At 72.9% G+C, this 21,564-nt stretch carries 19 protein-coding genes; 9 read left to right on the top strand and 10 right to left on the bottom strand.

What is annotated here, in order from left to right; translation table 11 throughout:
* The first annotated feature begins 26 nt into the window (after positions 1-26).
* Positions 27-1,019: an acetylxylan esterase gene (locus tag AC0693_RS12140; RefSeq protein ID WP_478742073.1), complete on the top strand. Its 993-nt coding sequence runs from the start codon at positions 27-29 to the stop codon at positions 1,017-1,019.
* Positions 1,020-1,085: 66 nt separating this feature from the next.
* On the opposite strand, the gene AC0693_RS12135 is transcribed toward AC0693_RS12140, so the two are convergent.
* Both AC0693_RS12135 and AC0693_RS12130 read right to left on the bottom strand, forming a co-directional pair.
* Positions 1,086-2,126 carry a LacI family DNA-binding transcriptional regulator gene (locus tag AC0693_RS12135; RefSeq protein WP_478742071.1) on the bottom strand — a complete coding sequence of 347 codons (1,041 nt, stop codon included), beginning with the start codon at positions 2,124-2,126 and terminating at the stop codon, positions 1,086-1,088.
* On the bottom strand, positions 2,123-4,522 hold the full coding sequence (locus AC0693_RS12130) for a glycoside hydrolase family 2 protein (RefSeq protein ID WP_478742069.1): 2,400 nt from the start codon (positions 4,520-4,522) through the stop codon (positions 2,123-2,125). Before AC0693_RS12130 ends, AC0693_RS12135 begins: the two co-directional genes overlap by 4 nt.
* A 280-nt stretch (positions 4,523-4,802) precedes the next feature.
* Here AC0693_RS12130 and AC0693_RS12125 point away from each other — a divergent pair, with 280 nt between their 5' ends.
* The 3 genes from AC0693_RS12125 (at position 4,803) to AC0693_RS12115 (ending at position 8,067) form a co-directional block, all read left to right on the top strand.
* The gene (locus AC0693_RS12125; protein ID WP_478801648.1) at positions 4,803-6,125 is read left to right on the top strand and encodes an ABC transporter substrate-binding protein; all 1,323 of its coding nucleotides are present in this window, start codon (positions 4,803-4,805) and stop codon (positions 6,123-6,125) included.
* A gap of 80 nt (positions 6,126-6,205) precedes the next feature.
* Positions 6,206-7,207, top strand: a complete 1,002-nt coding sequence (locus AC0693_RS12120; RefSeq protein ID WP_478742067.1) for a carbohydrate ABC transporter permease — start codon at positions 6,206-6,208, stop codon at positions 7,205-7,207.
* Positions 7,204-8,067 carry a carbohydrate ABC transporter permease gene (locus AC0693_RS12115; protein ID WP_478801647.1) on the top strand — a complete coding sequence of 288 codons (864 nt, stop codon included), beginning with the start codon at positions 7,204-7,206 and terminating at the stop codon, positions 8,065-8,067. The genes AC0693_RS12120 and AC0693_RS12115 overlap by 4 nt, the downstream gene beginning before the upstream one ends.
* 13 nt (positions 8,068-8,080) lie before the next feature.
* Here the strand turns inward: AC0693_RS12115 and AC0693_RS12110 are convergent, their stop codons facing one another.
* Positions 8,081-9,169, bottom strand: a complete 1,089-nt coding sequence (locus AC0693_RS12110) for a LacI family DNA-binding transcriptional regulator (RefSeq protein ID WP_478742064.1) — start codon at positions 9,167-9,169, stop codon at positions 8,081-8,083.
* 189 nt (positions 9,170-9,358) lie between these two features.
* Here AC0693_RS12110 and AC0693_RS12105 point away from each other — a divergent pair, with 189 nt between their 5' ends.
* Positions 9,359-10,309: an SDR family NAD(P)-dependent oxidoreductase gene (locus tag AC0693_RS12105; RefSeq protein ID WP_478742062.1), complete on the top strand. Its 951-nt coding sequence runs from the start codon at positions 9,359-9,361 to the stop codon at positions 10,307-10,309.
* 34 nt (positions 10,310-10,343) lie between these two features.
* Here the strand turns inward: AC0693_RS12105 and AC0693_RS12100 are convergent, their stop codons facing one another.
* Together AC0693_RS12100 and AC0693_RS12095 are read right to left on the bottom strand one after the other, a co-directional pair.
* Positions 10,344-10,544 carry a hypothetical protein gene (locus AC0693_RS12100; protein WP_468465847.1) on the bottom strand — a complete coding sequence of 67 codons (201 nt, stop codon included), beginning with the start codon at positions 10,542-10,544 and terminating at the stop codon, positions 10,344-10,346.
* 58 nt (positions 10,545-10,602) lie between these two features.
* Positions 10,603-11,562 (bottom strand): GlxA family transcriptional regulator, encoded by a 960-nt coding sequence (locus AC0693_RS12095; protein ID WP_469316758.1) that lies wholly within the window; start codon positions 11,560-11,562, stop codon positions 10,603-10,605.
* A 121-nt stretch (positions 11,563-11,683) separates the two neighbouring features.
* Between AC0693_RS12095 and AC0693_RS12090 the strand changes: the two genes are divergently transcribed.
* Positions 11,684-12,712 carry a saccharopine dehydrogenase family protein gene (locus AC0693_RS12090; protein ID WP_478742060.1) on the top strand — a complete coding sequence of 343 codons (1,029 nt, stop codon included), beginning with the start codon at positions 11,684-11,686 and terminating at the stop codon, positions 12,710-12,712.
* 48 nt (positions 12,713-12,760) lie between these two features.
* Here the strand turns inward: AC0693_RS12090 and AC0693_RS12085 are convergent, their stop codons facing one another.
* The 3 genes from AC0693_RS12085 to AC0693_RS12075 form a co-directional block, all read right to left on the bottom strand.
* The gene (locus AC0693_RS12085; protein ID WP_468465852.1) at positions 12,761-13,387 is read right to left on the bottom strand and encodes a bifunctional 4-hydroxy-2-oxoglutarate aldolase/2-dehydro-3-deoxy-phosphogluconate aldolase; all 627 of its coding nucleotides are present in this window, start codon (positions 13,385-13,387) and stop codon (positions 12,761-12,763) included.
* 74 nt (positions 13,388-13,461) lie between these two features.
* The gene (locus tag AC0693_RS12080; protein ID WP_478742059.1) at positions 13,462-15,072 is read right to left on the bottom strand and encodes an N-acyl-D-amino-acid deacylase family protein; all 1,611 of its coding nucleotides are present in this window, start codon (positions 15,070-15,072) and stop codon (positions 13,462-13,464) included.
* Between the two features lie 71 nt (positions 15,073-15,143).
* Complete coding sequence (locus AC0693_RS12075) at positions 15,144-16,484, bottom strand: type III PLP-dependent enzyme domain-containing protein (RefSeq protein ID WP_478742058.1); 1,341 nt, start codon at positions 16,482-16,484, stop codon at positions 15,144-15,146.
* A 203-nt stretch (positions 16,485-16,687) separates the two neighbouring features.
* On the opposite strand from AC0693_RS12075, the gene AC0693_RS12070 reads away from it, so the two are divergent.
* The 3 genes from AC0693_RS12070 (at position 16,688) to AC0693_RS12060 (ending at position 20,071) form a co-directional block, all read left to right on the top strand.
* On the top strand, positions 16,688-17,824 hold the full coding sequence (locus AC0693_RS12070; protein ID WP_478742056.1) for a sugar kinase: 1,137 nt from the start codon (positions 16,688-16,690) through the stop codon (positions 17,822-17,824).
* 106 nt (positions 17,825-17,930) lie between these two features.
* Complete coding sequence (locus AC0693_RS12065) at positions 17,931-18,383, top strand: RidA family protein (protein ID WP_478801646.1); 453 nt, start codon at positions 17,931-17,933, stop codon at positions 18,381-18,383.
* Positions 18,384-18,583: 200 nt separating this feature from the next.
* A complete protein-coding gene (locus tag AC0693_RS12060) occupies positions 18,584-20,071 on the top strand; it encodes a GntP family permease (protein ID WP_478801645.1) in 1,488 nt (495 codons plus the stop codon).
* Positions 20,072-20,173: 102 nt separating this feature from the next.
* Here AC0693_RS12060 and AC0693_RS12055 read toward each other — a convergent pair whose 3' ends face one another.
* A complete protein-coding gene (locus AC0693_RS12055) occupies positions 20,174-20,983 on the bottom strand; it encodes a hypothetical protein (protein WP_478742053.1) in 810 nt (269 codons plus the stop codon).
* Positions 20,984-21,051: 68 nt separating this feature from the next.
* Positions 21,052-21,558 carry a SigE family RNA polymerase sigma factor gene (locus tag AC0693_RS12050; protein WP_478801644.1) on the bottom strand — a complete coding sequence of 169 codons (507 nt, stop codon included), beginning with the start codon at positions 21,556-21,558 and terminating at the stop codon, positions 21,052-21,054.
* Positions 21,559-21,564 lie beyond the last annotated feature (6 nt).

The following is a 21,564-nucleotide window of genomic DNA, read 5'->3' as shown; positions in this document are numbered from 1 at the left end:
GGCCGGGCCCGTCCCCCGAGGAAACCGTGCCGTACACCGATCTGCCCCCGGACCACCCCGCCGCCTCGCCGCAACTCCCCGCCGAACCAGCGGACTTCGATGCCTTCTGGTCGGAGACCCTGAGCACGGCGCGGGCGGTGGACGGCGCCCCGGAGGTACGCCCCGTCGCCGGCTTCCCGCTCAGCACCCTCGACGCCTACGACGTGCGGTTCCCGGGCTGGGACGGCCAGCCCGTCGCCGCGTGGCTCCTGCTGCCCGCGGGGGCGCCCGGTCCGCTGCCCGCGGTGGTGACGTACATCGGCTACAGCGGGGGCCGCGGGCTGCCCACCGACCACCTGCTCCACGCCTCGGCGGGGTTCGCCCATCTCGTCGTCGACAGCCGGGGCCAGGGCCACGACACCCCGGACGCGCACCCGGACGGCGCGACCCAGTGGGTGCACGGCTTCATGACCAAGGGAATCGAGAGCCCGCACGCCCATTACTACCGGCGTCTGATCACCGACTGCGTCCGGGCGGTCGATGCCGTGCGTGCGCTGGCCCGCGTCGACCCCGACCGCGTCGTCGTCCAGGGCGCCAGCCAGGGCGGCGGGCTCGCGCTCGCCGTGGCCGGACTCGCCGTCGGCCGTGTCGCCGGATGCCTCGCGGACGTGCCCTTCCTCTGCCACATCCGGCGCGGCGCCGAAACGGCGACCGAGGGGCCGTACACGGAGATCGTCGACTTCCTGCGCCACCACGCGCGGTACGGCGGCGAGCGGGCCTTCACCACGCTGGGGTACTTCGACGGGGTGCACTTCGGGCGCAGAGCCACCGCTCCCGCCCTGTTCAGCGCCGGGCTGATGGATCCGGTGTGCCCGCCCTCGACCGTCCTGGCCGCCTTCGACGCCTACGGGGGCCGGAAGGAGATCACCCAGTGGCCGTTCGGCGACCACGCGGGAGGCGGGGGTGCGACGGCGGTGGAGCACCTGCGCTGGCTCCGGCGGCGCGGGCTCGCGCCCGCGCCCGCCCGGGGCGCGTCGTAAGAACAACGTTCCCGGCCCCGGCCGCGCGCGACGGGCCGTACCTCCCGGGGGAGGTACGGCCCGTCGTCACCTGCGCGGCCCGCTGCGGGGCGGCCCGGTGGATCCGCGGGGGGTGAGGGACGGCGTACGGACCTGCGGCGCCGGGCCGCCCGTGCCGTCGATGACCCCGAACAGGGCGCGCGCGACCTCCGCGCCGAAACGGTGCACGTCGTGGCTCATCGCCGACAGCGGTGGGTGGGTGAGGCGGCAAAGCTGCGAATCGTCCCAGGCCAGCAGCGACAGGTCGGCGGGTACCGCGAACCCCATCTCCGACGCCACGGCTGTCCCCGCGACGGCCATGATGTCGTTGTCGTACACGATCGCCGTCGGGCGGTCGGGGGTCAGCAGCAGACCGCGGGTGACGCGGGCACCGTCCTCGCCGGAGAAGCCGGTCGCCACCTGCCGCCGCCCGTCGAGCCCGAGTGCGGCCATGGCCCGCTCGAACGCCGCCGCGCGGATCCCGCTGTGGCCGAGACCGGCGGGCCCGCCCACCCGGGCGATGCGGCGGTGCCCGAGCGCCGCCAGGTAGCGCACCGCCTCGGAGGTCGCCGCCGCGTCGTCCGTCCAGACCGAGGGGAAGCCGCCGGTCAGCGAGGGGTGCCCGACGGCCACGGCGGGCACGCCGAGCGCCCGCAGCGGCGCGATCCTGGGGTCCTCCCGGTGGAAGTCCACCAGGATGCCCCCGCCGATGGTCCGGCTGCGCCACCACTCCTCGTACAGCGCGATCTCCTCGTCGAGGTCGCGCACCAGCCGGAGCAGCAGCGAGCACGCGTGGTCCGCGAGCACGTCCTCGATGCCGGAGATGAACTCCATGTAGAAGGGCTCGAGCCCCAGGAGCCGGGCGGGGCGGCAGATGGCGAGGCCCACGATGCCCACGCGCCGGCGCGACAGGCTCCGCGCGGTCTGGTGCGGCGTCCACCCCAGCTCGCGGGCGGCGTCGAAGATGCGCTCGCGGGTCGCCGGCGAGACGCCGGGCCGGTTGTTGAACGCCATGGAGACGGCGCCCTTGGACACCCCCGCCCGGGCGGCGACCTCGTTGATGGTGGCGCGGGGAGCGGAGGGGCTCACGCCGCTCCCACGCTGAACAGGGCCCCGCGGGCACTCTCCGCGTCGGCTCCGGGCCAGCCCGTCACGGTGATACGGGCCTCCTCACCGGGGAGCAGGGTGACCAGCCCGCGGTCCGCCACCGCCCCGGGCGCGAGCCGGTCGGCCTGGAGCAGCAGGTCCCGCACGAGGGTGTGCGCGGTGACGATCACGCCGACCGGGCCGCCCTCGGCGCCGGTCTCGATCCGTACCCCGTACTCCGCGGCCGGGTAGCCGAACTCCTTGTCCACTACCGGGAAGTGGAGCGCGCGCAGGCCGTCGCAGTCGGCGACGAGGAACTCCTTGGGGCAGTCCTCCTCCGGGAGCAGCTCCGCCGGGACCGGCTGCCTGACCACGGTGCGGGCGGCGGCTTCCAGGGTGATGCCGGTCTCCCGCAGCAGCGTGCCGTCGGCGCGCAGGAGGCGCAGGGTGACGTCGGTGCGCCACGTCGTGCCGGACTGGTTGTCGAGGACCAGCACCGGTCCGCCGTCGGCCGGCACGAGCGCGAGGAGCCGGTCGGCGTACAGGCGGCGCAGCTCGTGGTAGAGCGGTTTGCACCGGCCGTCGCCGTCGATCGCCGCCCACGAACTGACCGGCCAGCAGTCGTTGAGCTGCCACATCACCGTGCCCGCGCACACGGGCCAGTGGGACCGCCAGTGTTCTATGCCGGCGGCCACGGCCCGCGCCTGGACCACCTGGGCCAGGTAGTGCCAGCGGTCGAAGTCCCCTTCGGGGAGGCCGAAGTGGCGCTCGATGCCCCGGTCGAGCTTGCCGTTGCCGTCCTCGGCCTTCTGGTGGTGCAGCATGCCGGGCGAGTCGGCGGCGAGTTCCTCGCCGGGCAGCGCGCGGCGCAGCGTCGCGAGGGCGGCGGGGGCCTGCCAGCCGAACTCGGCGCAGAAGCGCGGGACGTTCGCCCGGTAGTCGGCGTAGTCCCGCCGGTTCCACACCTCCCAGGAGTGGTGGGTGCCGTGGCGGGGGTCGTTGGGGTGATGGTCCCAGGAACCGGACCAGGGACTGCCCGCCGCGTACGGGCGGGTGGGGTCCAGGGCGGCGACGACCCGGGGCAGCAGCCCGAGGTAGTACCCCTCTCCCCAGGAGTCGCCCGCGAGCGGTTCCTCCCAGTCCCAGTCGCGGAACCCCCACAGGTTCTCGTTGTTGCCGTTCCACAGGACGAGACTGGCGTGCGGCAGGAGCCGGACGACGTTGTCGTGCGCCTCGGCCTCGATCTCCCGGCGCAGCGGCTGCTCTTCGGGGTAGGCGGCGCAGGCGAAGAGGAAGTCCTGCCAGACCATGAGGCCGAGTTCGTCGCACACGTCGTAGAACGCCTCGTCCTCGTAGATGCCGCCGCCCCACACCCGGATCAGGTCGACGTTGGCCCCGGCGGCCTGGGTGAGCCGGGTCCGGTAGCGCTCGGGGGTCATGCGCGAGGGGAGCACGTCGTCCGGGATCCAGTTGACGCCCCGGGCGAAGATCCGCCGGCCGTTGACGACGAAGGTGAAGGACGTGCCGTGCGCGTCGGCGGACCGGTCGACGGTGACCGTGCGGAAGCCGACGCGGCGCTCCCAGCCGTCGAGGGACCGCCCGTCCTCGTCGAGCAGGGTCACGGTCAGGCCGTGGAGCGGCTGCTCCCCGTGTCCGCGCGGCCACCACAGTTCGGGTGCCTCGACCTCCAGGCACAGGACGGCCTCGTCGTCCTCGAAGGTGGTTCGCGCCGCGACCCCGGCGACGGTGGCGCTCAGCGTGAGCGGCCGGCCCTCGCCGCTCGGGGTGCGTTCGGTGCGGACGCGCAGTTCGACCCGCCCGGTGGCCCCCTGCACGGTGACGAGGGGGCGGACTTCGGCGAGGCGGGCGGTCGACCAGTGCTCCAGCCGGACCGGCCGCCACATGCCGGCGCTCACGAGGGTCGGGCCCCAGTCCCAGCCGAAGCTGCACGCCATCTTGCGGATGTACTGGAAGGGTTCCGCGTAGACGTTGGGGCGCTCTCCGGTCAGTGCGCGGACGCGGTCGGCCTCGTCGTACGCCGACGCGAACCGGACGTCGAGCGCGCCCGTGCGCCCGGTGACGTCGAAGCGGTGGACGCGGTGCATGTTGCGGGTGGCGCCGAGGCTCTCGCCCGCCAGCACGACCTCGGCGGCGGTGTCGAGTCCTTCGAAGACCAGATGGGTGCGCTCGTGCCCGCTGTCGTGGGCCAGCCGCGTGCTGTAGGTCCATTCCTGGCGGCCTATCCACGCGACCTCGGTCTCGTTGTGGCCGATGAAGGGGTCGTCGACGACCCCGGCGGCCAGCAGATCGGTGTGGACGCAGCCGGGGACGCGGGCGGGGAGCAGGCCGCCTTGGTGGTGCAGGCTCCACCCCTCGTTCAGCTGGGTGACGTCCTTCATGGTGTGCGGCTCCAATCGCCTCGGGGCGCGGGGTGGCGGGGGATGCGGATCGTCAAGCTAGCCGCGCCCTTGGGGCCTTGTCCATTAACCGGTCAAGTAGAAATAATTTCACTGTACGTAATCAAGGGAACTGAAGTAGCCCCACAGTTCGGGAGCATGAGGCGCTGTGGTAACGATTCGGCATCACGCGGGAAACTTGGACTTTACCGGTTCACTTACGGCTGACATAGTGCCGACATCCCACCGAAGACCCGAGCCGTAACCCTGAAGGAGTTGGGCCATGGGGAAGAAGTCGATGGCGCTCAAGGGCGCAGTCCTGGCCGCCGCACTGCTGTCCGCGACGGCGTGCGGCGGAGGAGGGGACGGGGCCTCCGGGGAGGCCGCCGTCGCCCCCTCCGACCCGAACGCGGTCTCGGGCAAGATCAAGGTGCTGACGCAGCGCACGGACCTCGTCCAGAACGGCGCGATGAAGCGGTACGCCGCCGAGTTCAACAAGACCTACCCCCACGTGAAGGTAGCCTTCGAGGGCATCACCGACTACGAGGGGGAAGTGAAGATCCGCATGAACACCGCGGACTACGGGGACGTGCTCATGATCCCCGGGGCGGTCGCCAAGAACGACTACCCCACCTTCTTCGCACCCCTCGGCACACCCTCCGAGCTGTCGAAGTACCGGTTCGGCGACAAGACCGAAGTGGGCGGCAAGGTCTACGGGATAGCCCAGTTCGGCACCGTCAACGGCTTCGTCTACAACAAGGCGCTGTGGGCGCGGGCCGGGATCACCGACTGGGCGAAGAGCCCGCAGGAGTTCCTCGCCGACCTGAGGACCGTGAAGGACCGTACGGGCGCGGCCCCCTACTACACGAACTTCAAGGACGGCTGGCCGTTGGTCCAGTGGACCGCGAACCTCGGGTCGGTGACCTGCGACGCGCAGGCCGGCAACAAGCTGGCGGGCCCCGTGTCCCCCTGGGCGCCGGGCAGCGAACTCCGTACGGCCGACACCCTGCTCCACGACATCGTGAAGCAGGGACTGGCGGAGAAGGACCCGAGCACCACCAACTGGGAGGCGTCCAAGGGCCTCCTCGCGCAGGGCAAGGCCGGCTCCATGATGCTCGGCTCCTGGTCGGTCACCCAGATGCGCGAGGCCGCGCAAGCGGGCGGGGGCTCCGCGGCGGAGATCGGGTTCATGCCCTTCCCGGTGCAGAAGGACGGCCATTTCTGCGCGACCGTCGTGTCCGACTACCAGCAGGCGGTGAACGTGCACTCGCGCCACAAGGCCGCCGCACGTGCGTGGATCGACTGGTTCACCGAGAAGTCCGGCTACGCGGAGAAGGAGGGCGCGGTGTCCGCGGTGAAGGCGGCTCCGCTTCCGGAGACCCTCGAAGAGTTCGTTGACAACGATGTCAGATTCGTCGAACGCTCCGAGGCGGCGACCGGCGCGGTCGACGACATCGACCGGGCGGCGGAGATCGGCCTGAACAAGCCCGACTACCGCCAGACGGTCGTCGACACGGCCCGCGGCGTGCGCAAGGGCAGCCTGGACGACCTGTTCGGCGACCTGGACAAGCGCTGGAACGAGGCGGCGAAGCGCGTCGGTTCCTGACGCACCGGCGCAGCGGGCCCCGGCCGTACGACACCGGCCGGGGCTCCTCCCCCGCGCACCCGCGGAAACGAAAGGCCGACATGACCCAGACGACCGACACCACCCCCGGGAGCGCCGCCGCGCCACTCCCGCCGCCCGCGGACGGCGAGCGCGCCGCTCCGCGCTCAGGGCTCCGCCCCCGTTCACCGGGAAGCGGCGCGCCGCGCTCCTGGAGGCGCTCGCCGCTCCGGCGGATCACGCCATGGCTCTTCCTCGCGGTCCCCCTGGCGTTGCTGGTCACCTTCACCTACGTCCCCGTGGTGAGCATGATCAGCTACAGCTTCACCGACTGGGACGGGGTGAGCCCGCACCGTGATGCGGTCGGTTTCGACAACTACGTCCAGATCTTCACCCGCCCCGAGCTGTTCCGGGTGTTCTTCGTCAGCGGCTACTACCTCGCCGCGTCCGTGGTCCAGATCGCCGTCGCGCTCTACTTCGCCACGGTCCTCAGCTTCGACCTGCGGTTCCGATCCTTCTTCAAGGGGATCCTCTTCTTCCCCTACCTGATCAACGGCGTCGCGATCGGCTTCGTGTTCCTGTACTTCTTCCAGGACGGCGGCACCCTGGACGCCGTACTGGCCTGGTTCGGCATGCCGAGCGGCCACGCGTGGCTGGGCGATCCGGTCTCCGCCAACGTCTCGCTGGCCGGGGTCTCGGTCTGGCGGTTCACGGGGCTGAACTTCGTCCTCTTCCTCGGCGCGATCCAGTCCGTCCCCGGCGAGCTGTACGAAGCCGCGCAACTGGACGGCGCCGGCCGGTGGCAGCAGTTCCGCCACATCATCGCTCCGAGCATCAGGCCCGTGCTCAGCCTCAGCGTGATCCTGGCGGTCTCCGGCTCCCTGTCCGTCTTCGAAATCCCCTACGTCATGACCGGCGGCGCGACCGGCACCTCGACCTTCGTCATCCAGACGGTCAAGCTCGCCTTCCAGTTCAACAAGACCGGCCTGGCCTCGGCAGGGGCCGTGGTACTGCTCCTGATCATCCTGGCGATCACCTGGATCCAGCGCCGCCTCGTGCCCGACGACAAGGTGGACCTCGTATGACTTCCGACCTCACCGCACGCTCGCACCGGGGCCGCCGGCGCCCGTCCGTCGGTACGGCGCTGACCTACCTCTCGCTGCTCGCCGCGACCGTGGTGGTGCTCCTCCCGCTGGGCGTCGTCTTCCTGACCTCGCTCAAGACCTCGCGGGAGGTCGCGCAGGGCGGAGCGCTGTCCCTGCCGGGGAACTGGCTGAACGCCGACAACTACGTGACCGCGTTCGCCGACGGCAAGATGCTCATGGCCTTCGGGAACACCGCCTTCATCCTGTTCTTCTCCATCGGCGGCACCGTGCTCATCGGGTCGATGACCGCCTACGCGGTGGACCGGTTCGACTTCCCGGGCAGGAAGCCCGTCATGGCGCTCTTCCTCGTCGCCACCCTCGTCCCGGGCGTCACCACCCAGGTCGCGACCTTCCAGGTGGTCAACGGCCTCGGGCTGGTCGACACCCGGTGGGCCCCGATCCTGCTCTACATGGGCACGGACATCGTCTCCGTGTACGTCTTCCTGCAGTTCGTCCGGGGCATCCCCGTCTCGCTGGACGAGGCGGCGCGCCTCGACGGCGCCAACGCCTTCATGATCTACCGAAAGATCATCTTTCCGCTGCTCCGACCGGCGATCGCCACCGTCGTCATCATCAAGGGGATCACCACCTACAACGACTTCTACACGCCGTTCCTCTACCTGCACTCCGAGGACCTGGGCACGATCTCGACCGCCCTCTTCCGGTTCAAGGGCCCCTTCGGCGCGCACTGGGAGGCGATTTCCGCGGGGGCGGTCCTCGTCATCCTGCCGACGCTGGTGGTGTTCCTGCTGCTCCAGCGCTGGATCTACAACGGATTCGCCCAGGGAGCCACCAAGTAGCGGCGGCCGCGGCTCAGGGGGCGGACGGTTCCGGGCCGGAACCGGGCGCGGGGTCGGCGTCCGGCGCACGGTCCGCGTCCGACCGCTCCCCCGGGGGCGGGCAGGTGCTGCCCCGCGGTACGAAGTGCGCGTACCCCTCCCGGATGTGCCCGACCTCCTCACCCGCGATCAGGGAGAGCAGTGCCGTCGCCGAGCGGGCTCCGTACGCCGCGATGTCCCGGCTGACGGCCGACAGCATCGGCCGGACCACCTGCGTCAGGGGCGACTCGTCCCACGCCACGATGGAGACGTCGGCCGGGATGGAGAGGTTCAGCTCCTGGGCGACGGAGAGGGCCGCCACCGCCATGATGTCGTTGTCGAAGACGATCGCCGTCGGCCGCTGCGGCGCGATCAGCAGCGCCCGCGCGGCGCGGGCCCCCTCGTCGCCCGTGTAGTCGGTGTGCACCACCGTCGCCGCGGGGATACCGGCCTCCCGGCAGGCCTCGGCCAGCGCGGCGTCCCGGACGGCGGTGTGGGCCAGTTCGGCGGGACCCGCCACCCGGGCGATCCTGCGGTGCCCGAGCGTGGCGAGGTAGCGGACGATCTCGCGCACGCTCATCGCGTCGTCCGACCAGATGGAGGGCAGCGATCCGGAGGTGTCCGGGGGCCCGATCGCCACCGCGGGCAGGTCGAGCGCCTCCACGGCGGGGAAACGGAGGTCGTCGGTCAGCAGGTCCATGAGGAAGATCCCGTCGACGCGGCCCTCGCCGGACCAGCGCCGGTACACCTCCAGCTCGTTCTCCTGGGTGGTGACCATCTGGAGCATCAGCGCGTACCCGTGCTCGGACAGCACGCTCTCCACGCCACTGATGAACTCCATGAAGAACGGCTCCACCCCGAGCGTCCGGGTGGGCCGCCGGACCACCAGCCCGACCGCCCGGGCCCGACCGCCGGTCAGGGCCCGCGCCGCGCTGTTGGGACGCCAGCCCAGCTCCTGCGCGATGCTCTTGATGGCGGCCCGGGTCGCTTCGGAGACCCCCGGCTGGTCGTTGAGCGCGTAGGAGACCGCCACCTTGGACACACCTGCGCGGTGAGCGATGTCCGCCATCGTCGGACGCTTCACGCTCTCCCCTCCTACATGATCACGCGTTGGGTGTAGCGACTCTACCGCCCGCCGCCGACGCTCCACCCTGTCGGGAGTTTGTGGGCGCCTGCCGTGATCTGTCGGCGGGCTGTCGGCAGGGGCGGGGATCCTGGCCGGGCCGGTGCTCGAAGCGAGCACGCCTGCCGAGAGCACGAGGAGCCCGTCACCATGTCTTCCGCACCCCAGAGCCGCGCGTGGGACGTCCACCGGCTGCCGTCCGCCGAGGGCAGGACGTTCCTGGTCACCGGCGGCAATGCCGGGATCGGCTACTTCGTCGCGGAGCAGCTCGCCACGACGGGCGCGGTGGTCGTCCTCGGCAGCCGGGACGCCGCGAAGGCCGGGGCCGCCATGGCCTCGATCCGCTCGCGCGTCTCCGGTGCCCGGCTGCGGCACCTCCCGCTGGACCTCGCCGTCCTGGCGTCCCTGGAGACCGCCGTGGACGCGCTGGAGACCGATCGCCTCGACGCGGTGGTCCACAACGCGGGGGTCGCCCTCGACGATCCGCCGCGCCGGGAGACCCGCGAGGGCCACGAGCTGATGTTCGGCACGAACCACCTCGGCCACTTCGCGCTGACCCGGTGGCTGGCGCCCCTGCTGTCCGCGGCCCCGGCGGGTCGTGTCGTGACGGTGGGAAGCTTCGCGGCGCGCTCGGAGCGACTGGACCTGGACGACCTCCAGTCGGTCCGGGGCTACCGGCCCAAGCGGAGCTACGGCCGGTCGAAGCTGGCGCAGATGTCCTTCGGTTTCGCACTCGACCGCCGGCTGCGCGCCGCCGGCAGCACGGTCCTCAGTGTGGTGGCCCACCCCGGCGGCGCGCTGGACTCCCTCACCCCGTCCCGCCCGCCGGTGAGGGTGACGACCCCCGGCGAGCGGCTGCGCGCCCTGCCCGCCGCTCTCCTGGTGCAGGGCAAGGACGCCGGGGCGTGGCCCGTCGTCCGCGCCGTCCTCGATCCGCGGGTGCGGGGAGGACAGCTGTGGGGGCCGAGGGTCTTCGGGCTGCGCGGCACACCGCGGCACGAGCCCGTCCCGGCGCACATGAGCGACCCGGCCGTCGCCGCTCGCCTGTGGGCTGCCAGCGCCGAGCTGGTCGGCGCCGATCCGTGTCTCGGTTTCCCGTAGTTGGTGTCCGGCGGGTCCCGGTGGCGTCCCGCTGTCAGTCCGTGTCGCCGTTGGCGCCGTTCGTCGGGCGGTGGCGGCGCCGGTTCTTCTCGTAGCGGCGGACCAGTTCCCCCGCCCCGAGCGTCGCGGTCGCCACACCGCGCACCCAGCGGGGGCCGCCGCGCGCCGCCCACACCACGCAGGCACAGCCGCCGAGGACGACCACCAGGACACCGATCAGTACCAGACCCACCATGTTCTCCACCTCTGCGTTCGCGCGTGACGACTCCGTTGATCTTCTCAGGTGTCCTCCGCTACCCGGCCGTCCCGTGGACCGCGTGGGAGCGGAACGTGCGGCGGTAGGTGTCCGGCGGGACGCCGACGGTGCGCTGGAAGTGGCGGCGCAGGGTGGTGGCCGTACCCATCCCGGTGGCGGCGGCGATGGTGTCGATCGTGTCGTCGGTGGTCTCCAGGAGTTCCTGGGCGTGGCGGATCCGCTGGGTGTGGAGCCACTGCAAGGGGGTGGTGCCGGTGACCGATTTGAAGTGCCGGCCCAGGTGACGCGAGCTCATGCGCGCCTGGCGCGCCAGGTCTTCCACGGTGAGCGGTTCGTCCAGCCGCTGGAGGGTCCAGGGGAAGAGGTCGGCCAGGGGGTGGTTGTTCAGGGCCGGGACGGGGGTGGTGACGAACTGGGCCTGGCCGCCGTCGCGGTGCGGGGGGACGACCAGGCGCCGGGCGATCTTGTTGGCGTTCGACGAGCCGTGGTCGAGGCGGACCAGGTGCAGGCACAGGTCCATGGCGGCGGCCTTGCCCGCGGAGGTGAGCACGCTGCCGTTGTCGACGTAGAGGACGTCGGGGTCGACCTCGACCTCCGGGTGGCGCCGGGCCAGTTCCCCGGTGTGCGCCCAGTGGGTGGTGGCGCGCTTGCCGTCCAGCAGGCCGGCGGCCGCCAGCACGAAGGCGCCCGTACAGAGGGAGACCACGCGGGCGCCCGCCGCGTGGGCCGCGCGCACGGCGTCGACCAGTTCGGCCGACGGGTCCTGGTCGACGTCCGCCCAGCCCGGGACGATCACGGTGTCGGCGCGCGCGAGGTGGTCGAGGCCGTGGTCGGGCTCCAGCCGGAAGCGGCCGACCCGTACGGGGCCCGGCCCGCACAGCCGGAAGTCGTACCAGGGATCCACGATGTGGGTCAGGTCCGAGCCGAACACCTCCAGCGCCGAGGACAGCTCGAAGTGCAGCATGCCGTCGGTGACGGCCAACGCGACTGTATGCATGTCCGGAATTGTACGGGCCATGTCGTTCCAGACACTCGTGCGGGGTGTCCCCTCGCGACAGGATGTTCCCAACGGACCGCGGCGCAGCAGCCGTCGGCCGTTCGAGTACGGGGAGCACCTCATGGGTTCGGGACAGACGGTCGCGGTTTTCGGCGCGTACGGCCACACCGGCCGGTTCGTGGTGGCGGAGCTGGTGGAGCGCGGCTTCGTGCCGCTGCTGTCCGGCCGCGACGCCGACAAGCTGGAGGCGCTGGCACGGGAGACCGGGCTGGACGCCCGGGTGGCGTCGGCCGACGACGCGGCCTCGCTCGACCGCGCCGTGGCGGGCTCGGCGGCCGTGATCAACTGCGCCGGTCCGTTCGCCTCGACGACCGCGCCCGTGATCGAGGCGGCCCTGCGGGCCGGGATCCCGTACCTGGACGTGGCGGCCGAGATCGAGGCCAACCTCGACACCTTCGCCCACTTCGCCGACCGGGCCCGCGAGTCGAAGGCGGTGATCGTCCCGGCGATGGCCTTCTTCGGCGGCCTGGGCGACCTGCTCGTCACCGCGGCGATGGGCGACTGGACCGAGGCCGACTCGGCGCACATCGCGTACGGGCTGAGCAGCTGGCACCCGACCCCCGGTACGCGCCTGTCGGGCGCGGTCTCCCGGGAGCGGCGCGGTGACGTGCGCCTGCGCTACAGCGGTGGCCGCTGGGAGCGGCGTACCGACGCCGCGCCGACCCTGGAATGGGCCTTCCCGGAGCCGCTGGGCACGCGGGACGTGGTCGGCGAGTTCACGATGGCCGACGTGGTCACCGTCCCCAGTCACCTGTCCATCCCGGACGTGACCACCTACATGACGGCCGAGGCGGCCAGCGACGTCGTGGCCCCCGGCACGCCGACACCGGCCGCGGCCGACGACAGCGGCCGTTCCGACCAGACGTTCCTCGTCGACGCCGTCGTGCGGTCGGGCGGCGTCGAACGGCGCGCCGTGGCCCGAGGCCAGGACATCTACGCCGTCACCGCGCCCCTGGTCGTCGAGGCGCTCGACCGCGTCCTCACCGGACGCACCCGGGCGAGCGGCGTCACCTCCGCGGGGCAGGCGTTCGACGCTCCCGACTTCCTGCGCGCGCTGGCGCCGCACATCACCCTGGAACTCCTCCCGTAAGGCGCGCTTCACAAGGGAAAGGCCGCAGGAACGGGGAGCACCGCCGGCTCAGGCGCACTCGGCACAGCAGGGCCGTGCGAGCCCCGCGAACAGGGCGGCCAGGTCGCCGGCATCGGCGGGGAGGCCGTTGCCGACGCCGACGGCGGTGGCGCCCGCGTCGAACCAGGGCTGTACGGCGTCGGGGCGTATGCCGCCGGTGGGGATCACGATCCCCTCGGGCAGGACGGCCCTGAGGGAGCGGATGAACGCGGGGCCGCCCACGTGCGCGGGGAACACCTTGGCGGCGCCCGCGGCGCGGACGGCGGCGGCCACCTCGCCGGGCGTGAACCCGCCCTCGATGAAGACGGCCCCGCGTTCGCGGGCGACCTCGCGCACCTCGGGGGCCGGGTAGGGGGAGATGAGGAACGCGGCTCCGGCGTCCAGGGCGGTGCGGGCCTGCGCGGAGGTGGTGACGGTACCGACGCCGATGACCGCCGGGCGCCCCCCACCGTCGGTGAGGGGGACCGTACGGGCCACCGCGTCGGCCCAGCCGGGGGTGCTGGTCGTCAGCTCGACCGCGCGGCAGCCCGCCGCGAGCAGTGCGGTGGTCCGGTGGACGGCTTCGTCGGCGTCGGCGTTGCGCAGCACGGGCAGCAGGCGCTGCGCGGCGATGACGGCGTGGGGATGGCAGGTCATGGGGTGCTCCGGGTGCGTCGGTGGGGTGAGGGGGCCGGGCGGGCGGGACGGGGTGGTGACGGCCGGATGGCGGCTCATGCCGTGCGGCGGACCGACTTTCCGGCGAGCACCTGCGTGCGCTTCCCGTCCTCGATGACGAAGCGTCCGTCGATCAGGACGTGGGGGATGCCGTGCGGGAGGGTGCGCGGCGCTTCGAACGACGAGCCCGCCGCGACCGTGTCGGGGTCGAAGAGGACCAGGTCGGCCCGGTAGCCCTCGCGGACCAGGCCGCGGTCGGGCAGCCGCAGGCGGGCCGCGGGCCGGGAGGTCAGGTGGGCGACGCACTCCTCCAGGGAGAGCTGGCCCAGCTCCCGGACGTACGTGCCGAGGTAGCGGGGGAAGGTGCCGTAGGCGCGGGGGTGGGGTTTGCGGCCCTGGAGGATGCCGTCCGAACCGGCCGTGTGGGCGCGGTGCTTCATGATGAGGCGGACGTTCTCCTCGTGTCCGACGTGCTGCAGGATGGTCGTGCCGAGCCGGTCCTCGGTCAGCAGCCGCCGGGCCGTGGTCCACGGGGCTTCGCCGCGCGTGCGGGCCGTCGCGGCGATGTTCGCGCCCACGTACGGGGACAGCGCGGGATCGTGGACGCCGGAGACCTCGATCGTGCCCCAGTCGAGGGGGACGCCGTGGCAGCCGTCCGAGCCGACGTCCTCCAGGTCGTGCCGGATGCGCTCGGCCGTCGCGTCGTCCGTCAGGCGCTCCAGGACCGCGCCCGGTCCTCCCTCCCCCGCCCAGCTCGGCAGCAGCGCGACGAGGGTGGTGCAGCCGGGCGTGTAGGGGTAGGTGTCCAGGGTGATGTCCGCGCCGTCGTCCAGCGCCCGGTCCAGGAGGGCCAGCAGTTCGGGTGCCTTCCCCTCGTTCACCCCGAAGTTCATGGTGGCGTGCGCGAGGTGGAGCGCGCAGCCGGCCGCGCGCGTAAGGTCCACCATCTCCTGGTAGGCCCGCAGGGCGCCGGCCCCGTACGAGCGGTGGTGCGGGCAGTAGTAGCCGTCGTACGCGGCCACCACCCGGCACAGTTCGGTCAGTTCACCGTCCTCGGCGTACATGCCCGGCGTGTAGGTGAGGCCGGAGGAGAGGCCCACGGCGCCCTGCCGGAGTCCGTCCGCGACCAGTCGGCGCATCCGGTCCAGCTCGCGCGGGGTGGGGGCGCGGTCCTCCCAGCCCATGACGTGCATGCGGACGGTGCCCTGCGGGACGAGGTAGGCGGCGTTGACGGCGACGCCCTGTCCGTCGAAGCCGCGGTCGAGGCGGTCGAGGTATTCGCCGACGGTCCGCCAGTCGAAGTCGATGTCCTCGCCGTCGCCGTTCCAGCCGGTGACGGCCCGGCGGACGTCGGCGAGGGTGCGGTCGTCGACGGGCGCGTAGGACAGGCCGTCCTGGCCCAGGACTTCCAGGGTGACGCCCTGGGCGGCCTTCGCGCTGTGGTCCGGGTCGCGCAGCAGGGCGAGGTCGCTGTGGGCGTGCATGTCGATGAAGCCGGGCGCCAGCGCGAGCCCTTCGGCGTCGAGCGTTCTGCGGGCGGAGGGTCTGGGGCCCTCCCCCTCCTTGCGGATCTCCTGGACGCGACCGTCGCCGAGGGCCACGTCGGCGCGGTAGGAGGCCGTGCCCGAGCCGTCGACGACACGGGCGTTGCGGATGACCAGGTCCATGGGGGCGGTGCTCCTGGGGTCGGGGGCGGATCGGGGGGCGTGGGTGGCTCGGGGGCCGCTCGCTCGCGGGGTCAGAAGTACGTCCGTACGAAGTCCCGGACCGTCCCGTCCCGTTCCACCAGCGGGATCAGCTGCCACTTGTCGAAGGTGGTGCACGGGTGGGACAGGCCGAGGCCGAGCCAGTCCCCGACCTCCAGCCGGGCCTCCGGTGCGGTGCTCACCCAGCCGTGCTGGTCCGACAGGGCGGTGACGGCGATGCCCGCCGCGTCCCGCAAGACTCCGTCGCGGGCCGAGCGCACCACCTGGACCTCGGGCAGGTCCAGGTCGTGGGCGGCGTCGCGCTTGCCCGCGTTGACGAACGCCTGCTCCGGGGACGGCCGTGAGACGACCTGGGTCCACAGGCGGAAGGCCGGTTCGAGGCGGCCCTCCCCGGGGACGCGACGGAAGGGGGTCACCCGGCGGTAGTGGCCGTCGTCGTGGGAGAGGTACGCGCCCGAGCGCAGCACCTTGCGCACCGGCGCCGACAACGGCGGGGTGTGCGCGAAGACCTCGGCCACCGCGTCGAACCAGGCGGAGCCGCCCGCGCTCAGCAGGATCGTCCCGGCAGCGGCGAACCGGCCCGCCGCGTCGAAATCGGCGAGGAGCGCGACGAGGCGGCGCAGCCAGGCCCGCACGCGCCCCGGGTTCGCCCCCGGGACCTCGCCCTCGTAGCCGCTGACACCGACCAGGCGCAGGCTGCGGGCGGCCGCCACCGCGTCGGCGACGGCCGCGCACGCGGCTTCCGTGCGGGCGCCGGTACGGGCCCCCGCGCCGGCGCCGAGTTCGACCAGGACGTCGACGGGCCGGACCGCGCCGGCCGCACGCAGGGCCTCGTCCATCAGCTCGACCCCGCGCACGGAGTCCACGTGGCAGACGAAGCGGAACGAGGGGTCGGCGTCCAGCTCGCGGGAGATCCAGCGCAAGGCGGGCGCGTCGACCAGCTCGTTGGCCAGCAGCACCCGTTCGACGCCGAACGCCCGCGCCACGCGCACCTGATGGGGGACGGCGAGGCTGACACCCCAGGCTCCGTGCGCGATCTGGCGGGCGAAGAGGGCAGGGGCCATGGAGGTCTTGCCGTGGGGCGCGAAGACGAGTCCGTGCCGGTCGGTGTAGTCCGCCATGAGGCGGAGGTTGTGCTCGACGCGTTCGGCGGAGAGCGCCATCACCGGCGTGGTGAACCCGCCGGTGAAGAGGTTGCGGCGCTGTGCGGCCAGTTCGCCGACGGTCAGCCCCTCCGCGTCCGGCGGCAGCCCCTTGAAGCGGAAGTCGACGCGCTCGTCGGCGAGGGCCGCGATCCGCGCGGACGGGGTGCGGTCGGCGGGCGCGGCAGCCGTGTCGCGCTCGGCCGTCGTGCGGCGGTCCTCGGCTGTCATGGGGCTCCCTGATCTCGGTGGCCTGTGGTGCCACGTTGCCGCGTTGGCGCGTTGGCGTGTCGTGAGGGGGGGCGTTGCATCCTGCGCAACGCCCATTGCGCAACTTGCTACATGATGCCTAACATCCCGATCAGCGCCGGGTCAACAGGGCCGGTGATCCGGGCATCCGGTACAAACAGGCGGGAACCGTGAGGGAGTTCAGCGTGTCCACCACCCCAGCGGACGGTCGGGCCTCCGTCGTCGACGTGACCTGTCTCGGCGAGGCGATGGTCGCCCTGCGGCCCACCACCCCCGGCCCGCTCGCCGATGCGGCCGGATTCAGCCGGGGCTTCGGCGGCGCGGAGTCGAACGTCGCCTGCGGCATCGCCGGGGCGGGCCACAGCGCCCGCTGGGTCGGCCGCGTCGGGGCGGACGGCTTCGGCGACTACCTGCTGCGCGAGCTGTCCGCCCGGGGCGTCGACACCTCGCACGTGACGCGGGACCACCGCCGCCCGACCGGCATCTACTTCCGCACCGTCGGCGAGCGCGCCACCCGTGCCGCGAGCACCTCGCACGGCCGGCCGCCGGATGAGGACCTGGCCGAGGTCGCCTACTACCGGGAGTCCTCCGCGGCGTCCGCCATGTCCCCGCACACCGTGGACGCGGCGGTGCTCGACGCCACCGGAATCCTGCACCTGAGCGGCATCACCGCCGCCCTCTCCCCCGGCTGCCTGGACCTCCTGCGCGCCCTGACCGCCCCACGGCCGGACCGGCCCCGCATCTCCTTCGACGTCAACTACCGGATGAACCTGTGGTCCGGCGCCGCCGCGGCCGGTCCGGTGCTGCTGGGCCTCGCCCGCGCCTCCGACCTCGTGTTCGTCGGCGCCGACGAGGCCGAGGCCCTGTGGGGCACCGACGGCGGCGCGCACGCGGTGCGCGGCCTGCTGCCGGAGCCGGAGGTGCTGGTGGTGAAGCAGGGCGCCGACGGCGCCACCGTCTTCTCCCGGAGCGCGCCGGACGGGCCCGACCGCGTGGTCCACGAACCCGCGCCCACCGTCGCGGTCGTCGCCCCGGTCGGCGCGGGCGACGCCTTCGCCGCCGGGTTCCTCTCCGCCGGACTGCGCGGGCTGCCCGTACCGGAGCGGATACGTCACGGCCACCTCACGGCCGCGGCCGTCCTGACCAGCCCCGAGGACCTGGCCCCGCCACCGCCCCGGGAACTGGCCGACCGCCTGACCGCCCTGGACGCCGGGGCCTGGCGCGCGCTGAGCCTCACCGCGGGCTGGACCGACGACCCGTCGGCGCGGCGCGCGGACGGGCCCGCCGACCCGCTGCCCGGTGGCCGGACGGCCCGCCCATGAGCCCGGCCCGGTCCGCCGCCGGCGCTCCGCACGCTTTCCCCCCGCTCGCCGGGGGCGCCGACCGCGGTGTCCCCCGGGAAACCATCAAGGAAGAACGGCACACACCATGAACGACGGCACCACCCCTGCCCCCTCCGCTCCCGCCGCCCCGCTCGTGAAGACCGCGATCACCCCGGCCACGCACACCGCCCCGCCCGCGAAGTTCTCGCACGGGGTGCGCAAGGGCAACATCCTCCAGGTGGCCGGCCAGGTCGGTTTCCTGCCCGCCGTGCCGGGCCACGCACCGACGCCGGCGGGCCCCTCCCTGCGCGAGCAGACGCTCCAGACCTTCGCCAACGTCCGGGCGATCCTCGAAGAGGGCGGCGCCACCTGGGACGACGTGATGATGATGCGCGTCTACCTCACCGACGTGGAGCACTTCGCGGAGATGAACGAGCTCTACAACGCGTACTTCGAGGAGCAGGGGCTGACCGCCCCGCCGGCCGCCCGCACCACGGTGTACGTCGGCCTGCCCGCGGGTCTGCTCATCGAGATCGACGCGCTCGCCGTCCTCGGCTGACCGCTCGTCCCCCTTCGCGAAACCCTTCGGCCGGGCGGCCCTCCCCCGCCGCCCGGCCACCACGACACGGCGCCGCCCCCTGCGGCCGCCCCGCCGTCCCACGCCCCCACCGCGCCGCGCGCTGCGTCCGGGGCCGGCCCGCCGTGCTCACCCCACGCCCCGTCACCGGGGACCCCCGCCATGCGAACCACGGAGTTCCCATGCTGTCCGTAGCCGTCACCCCGTCCATGGCCGCCGCGCCACCCGCGACCCCGCACACCGGGGGTCTGCTGACGCTGATCGGCGGGACGGGCGGTCTCCTGACCGTCGCCGCCCTGGGCATCGCCCTCCTGCTGTTCCTGATCATCAGGATCCGCCTCCAGCCCTTCGTGGCGCTCCTGGCGGTGTCCATCGCGGTCGGCCTGGCCGCCGGGCTCTCGGTCACCGAACTCTTCGGCACCGTACAGAAGTCCGCCGCCGTCTCGATGATCGAGAGCGGTATGGGCGGCATCCTCGGGCACGTCGCGATCATCATCGGTCTCGGCACCATGCTCGGCGCGATCCTGGAGGTCTCGGGCGGTGCCGAAGTCCTCTCCGGCCGCCTGCTGCACCTCTTCGGCGAGAAGCGCGCGCCCCTGGCCATGGGACTCACCGGACTGGTCTTCGGCATCCCCGTCTTCTTCGACGTCGGCATCTTCGTCCTCGCACCGATCGTCTACGCGGCCGCCAAGCGCTCCGGAAAATCGATTCTTCTCTACGCGATGCCGCTGCTGGCCGGCCTCTCGATGACGCACGCCTTCCTGCCGCCGCACCCCGGCCCGGTCGCCGCGGCGGGCCTCTTCCACGTCTCCCTCGGCTGGGTCATCGTCATGGGCGTCGTCTGCGGCGTGCCGGCCGTGCTCGCCGCCTGGGCCTACGCCGGATGGATCGGCCACCGCCTCTTCGTCGCCGTACCGCAGGACATGGTCGAGGCCGCCTGCGAGGCGAAGGCGGCCGTCGCCGCCGAGCAGCGCGCCGCGGGCGTCACCCCGCGCGAGGATCCCGTCCCCCTGGCCACCGTCCTCCTCATCATCGGTACGCCGCTGCTGCTGATCCTGGCCTCCACCTTCTCCTCGATCGTGCTCGACCCGTCGGGCCTGCGCTCCTGCGTCGAGTTCTTCGGCAACCCCTTCGTGGCACTCACGATCGCCCTGGTGATGGCGTACTACCTGCTCGGCATCCGCCGCGGCTGGTCGCGCACCTCGCTGGAGACGGTCTCCACCGCCTCCCTCAAACCGGTCGGCAACATCCTGCTCGTGGTCGGCGCCGGCGGCGTGTTCGGCGCGGTCCTGAAGGGGTCGGGCATCGCGGGCGCTCTGGCGGACACCTTCGACGGGATGGGACTGCCGGTGATCGTCCTGGCCTACCTGATCTCGCTGGTGCTGCGCGTGGCCCAGGGCTCGGCGACCGTCGCGATCGTCACGACGGCGGGCATCGTGGTGCCGCTGGTCGAGGGCGGCGGTCACTCGCAGCCCTTCCTGGCCCTGGTCATCATGGCGATCTCGGCGGGCTCCATCTTCGCCTCGCACGTGAATGACGGCGGGTTCTGGATGGTCTCGAAGTACTTCGGGATATCGGAACGCGACACCCTCGCATCCTGGACCGTCCTGGAATCCGTCCTGTCGGTGGCCGGCTTCGCGGTGGCGGCGACCCTCAGCCTGATCGTCTGAACGAGGCCCCTGCGCCAGTGCCTTGCGGCCGCGAGGGTGCGTGGGGCGGGCCGGGCGACCGCACCGCAAGGCGGCCGCCCGGATCGCCCCGTGACCCGTGGTTCAGGCGACGGCGCCGAGGATCGGCGCCCAGGCGGCGCCGGTGAGTGCGGCAAGGGCTTGCTGCTCGGAGAGCGGCGGCGCGGCGCGGGTCGGCTTCGGCGTGTCCGGGCCCTCACCGCCTCCGGTGCTGTTCCACTGCACCAGCTGTACCTGCGCGCCCGTCGCCTTCAGCGTCACGGTCAGCGTCCAGCGGCGGGCGGTGTCCGCGCGGGCGGGGTGTGCGGCCGCGTTCTGCTCCGACATCACCACGGCCCCGCCGGGGACCGCGGCGTTGTCGGGCAGCTCGCTCAGCGTGCAGGTGTCACCCTCGGCGCGCGCGGGCGTCCGCTCGCAGCTGAGCCCGTCGCCGTCGCGCAGCGGCAGTTTCAGCCGTACGGCCGAGGCACCGACGAAGGCGGCTCCGTGCCCGTCGTCCACGATCAGGCCGCCGTTGGCGACGTACCCGCCGGACGGATCGCCGGGGTTGTTGCTCTGTCCCCTGGTCTGGCTGAACCGGCCTCCGGGGAGGCTCTGTTGCAGCGCCTGGACCATCTGGTCACCGCTGATCGCGGAGCGCGGCATGGCCAGCGCCACCGGTTCGATGTCGGAACCGGTGGAGTGGATCCCTGCCAGCGCGGCGGGGAGCATCAGGGCGCCCGCGGCGACCACCGCGCAGGTGCCGACGCCGACGCCGGCGAAGAGAGCGGCGGTGCGTCGGCGCCGGCGGGCGCGTCCGCGCTGGACGGCCCCGCTCAGGAGCGTGGTGAGATCGGGTTCGAGGGCGTCGGTCGTGCGGTCCAGGGCGCGTGCGAGGTCTGCGTCGAACGGCATGGCGGTGTCACTTCGCTTTCAGTGGTGGGGGCGTTGCGGCGGCGCGGACCCGTGTCGGGCGCCGGTGCTCATCCCGGCACCCGATCGGACAGGCTGTCGCCGAGCAGCGCGCGCAGTTTCCCGAGGGCCCGGGTGCCCTGCGAACGGACCGCGCCGCTGCTCAGCTTGAGCATGCGGGCGGTCTCCTCGATGCTGTGGCCCTCCCAGTAGCGCAGCAGCATCACCGCCCGGTCGCGGGGCGGCAGTTGGCCGAGCGCGTCCAGGAGGGTGATCCGCAGCTCCGCGTCCGTGCCTGGCTCCGCGCGGTCGGGCAGGTGCGCGAGCGGGCGCTCGCCGGTGCTGCGCCGACGCCGCGCGCTGAGGAACGTACGGACCAGGACCGTCTGCGCGTAGGCCGCCGGGCTGTCGGCGCGGGCCACCCGGCTCCAGTGCACGAACAACCGGCCGAGGGTCTCCTGGACCAGGTCCTCGGCGAGGTGGGTGTCGCCGGCGGCGAGCGTGTACGCCGTGCGGTAGAGCGCCTTCGCCCGCGCCGTCACGAACTCCAGATACGCGTCCTCCTGTGCTGGTTTCACTCGGTC

The organism is Streptomyces sp. NPDC043876, from assembly GCF_056435825.1.
This window is presented reverse-complemented; position numbering and strand designations above follow the sequence as displayed.

What these genes read in the sequence shown, in the direction of transcription:
- AC0693_RS12120 (WP_478742067.1), top strand. Translation starts at nt 6,206, where the DNA reads ATGACCCAGACGACCGACACCACCCCCGGGAGCGCCGCCGCGCCACTC.
- AC0693_RS12075 (WP_478742058.1), bottom strand. Translation starts at nt 16,484, where the DNA reads ATGACAGCCGAGGACCGCCGCACGACGGCCGAGCGCGACACGGCTGCC.
- AC0693_RS12065 (WP_478801646.1), top strand. Translation starts at nt 17,931, where the DNA reads ATGAACGACGGCACCACCCCTGCCCCCTCCGCTCCCGCCGCCCCGCTC.
- AC0693_RS12095 (WP_469316758.1), bottom strand. Translation starts at nt 11,562, where the DNA reads ATGCATACAGTCGCGTTGGCCGTCACCGACGGCATGCTGCACTTCGAG.
- AC0693_RS12130 (WP_478742069.1), bottom strand. Translation starts at nt 4,522, where the DNA reads ATGAAGGACGTCACCCAGCTGAACGAGGGGTGGAGCCTGCACCACCAA.
- AC0693_RS12100 (WP_468465847.1), bottom strand. Translation starts at nt 10,544, where the DNA reads ATGGTGGGTCTGGTACTGATCGGTGTCCTGGTGGTCGTCCTCGGCGGC.
- AC0693_RS12090 (WP_478742060.1), top strand. Translation starts at nt 11,684, where the DNA reads ATGGGTTCGGGACAGACGGTCGCGGTTTTCGGCGCGTACGGCCACACC.
- AC0693_RS12055 (WP_478742053.1), bottom strand. Translation starts at nt 20,983, where the DNA reads ATGCCGTTCGACGCAGACCTCGCACGCGCCCTGGACCGCACGACCGAC.
- AC0693_RS12060 (WP_478801645.1), top strand. Translation starts at nt 18,584, where the DNA reads ATGCTGTCCGTAGCCGTCACCCCGTCCATGGCCGCCGCGCCACCCGCG.
- AC0693_RS12105 (WP_478742062.1), top strand. Translation starts at nt 9,359, where the DNA reads ATGTCTTCCGCACCCCAGAGCCGCGCGTGGGACGTCCACCGGCTGCCG.
- AC0693_RS12085 (WP_468465852.1), bottom strand. Translation starts at nt 13,387, where the DNA reads ATGACCTGCCATCCCCACGCCGTCATCGCCGCGCAGCGCCTGCTGCCC.
- AC0693_RS12125 (WP_478801648.1), top strand. Translation starts at nt 4,803, where the DNA reads ATGGGGAAGAAGTCGATGGCGCTCAAGGGCGCAGTCCTGGCCGCCGCA.
- AC0693_RS12080 (WP_478742059.1), bottom strand. Translation starts at nt 15,072, where the DNA reads ATGGACCTGGTCATCCGCAACGCCCGTGTCGTCGACGGCTCGGGCACG.
- AC0693_RS12115 (WP_478801647.1), top strand. Translation starts at nt 7,204, where the DNA reads ATGACTTCCGACCTCACCGCACGCTCGCACCGGGGCCGCCGGCGCCCG.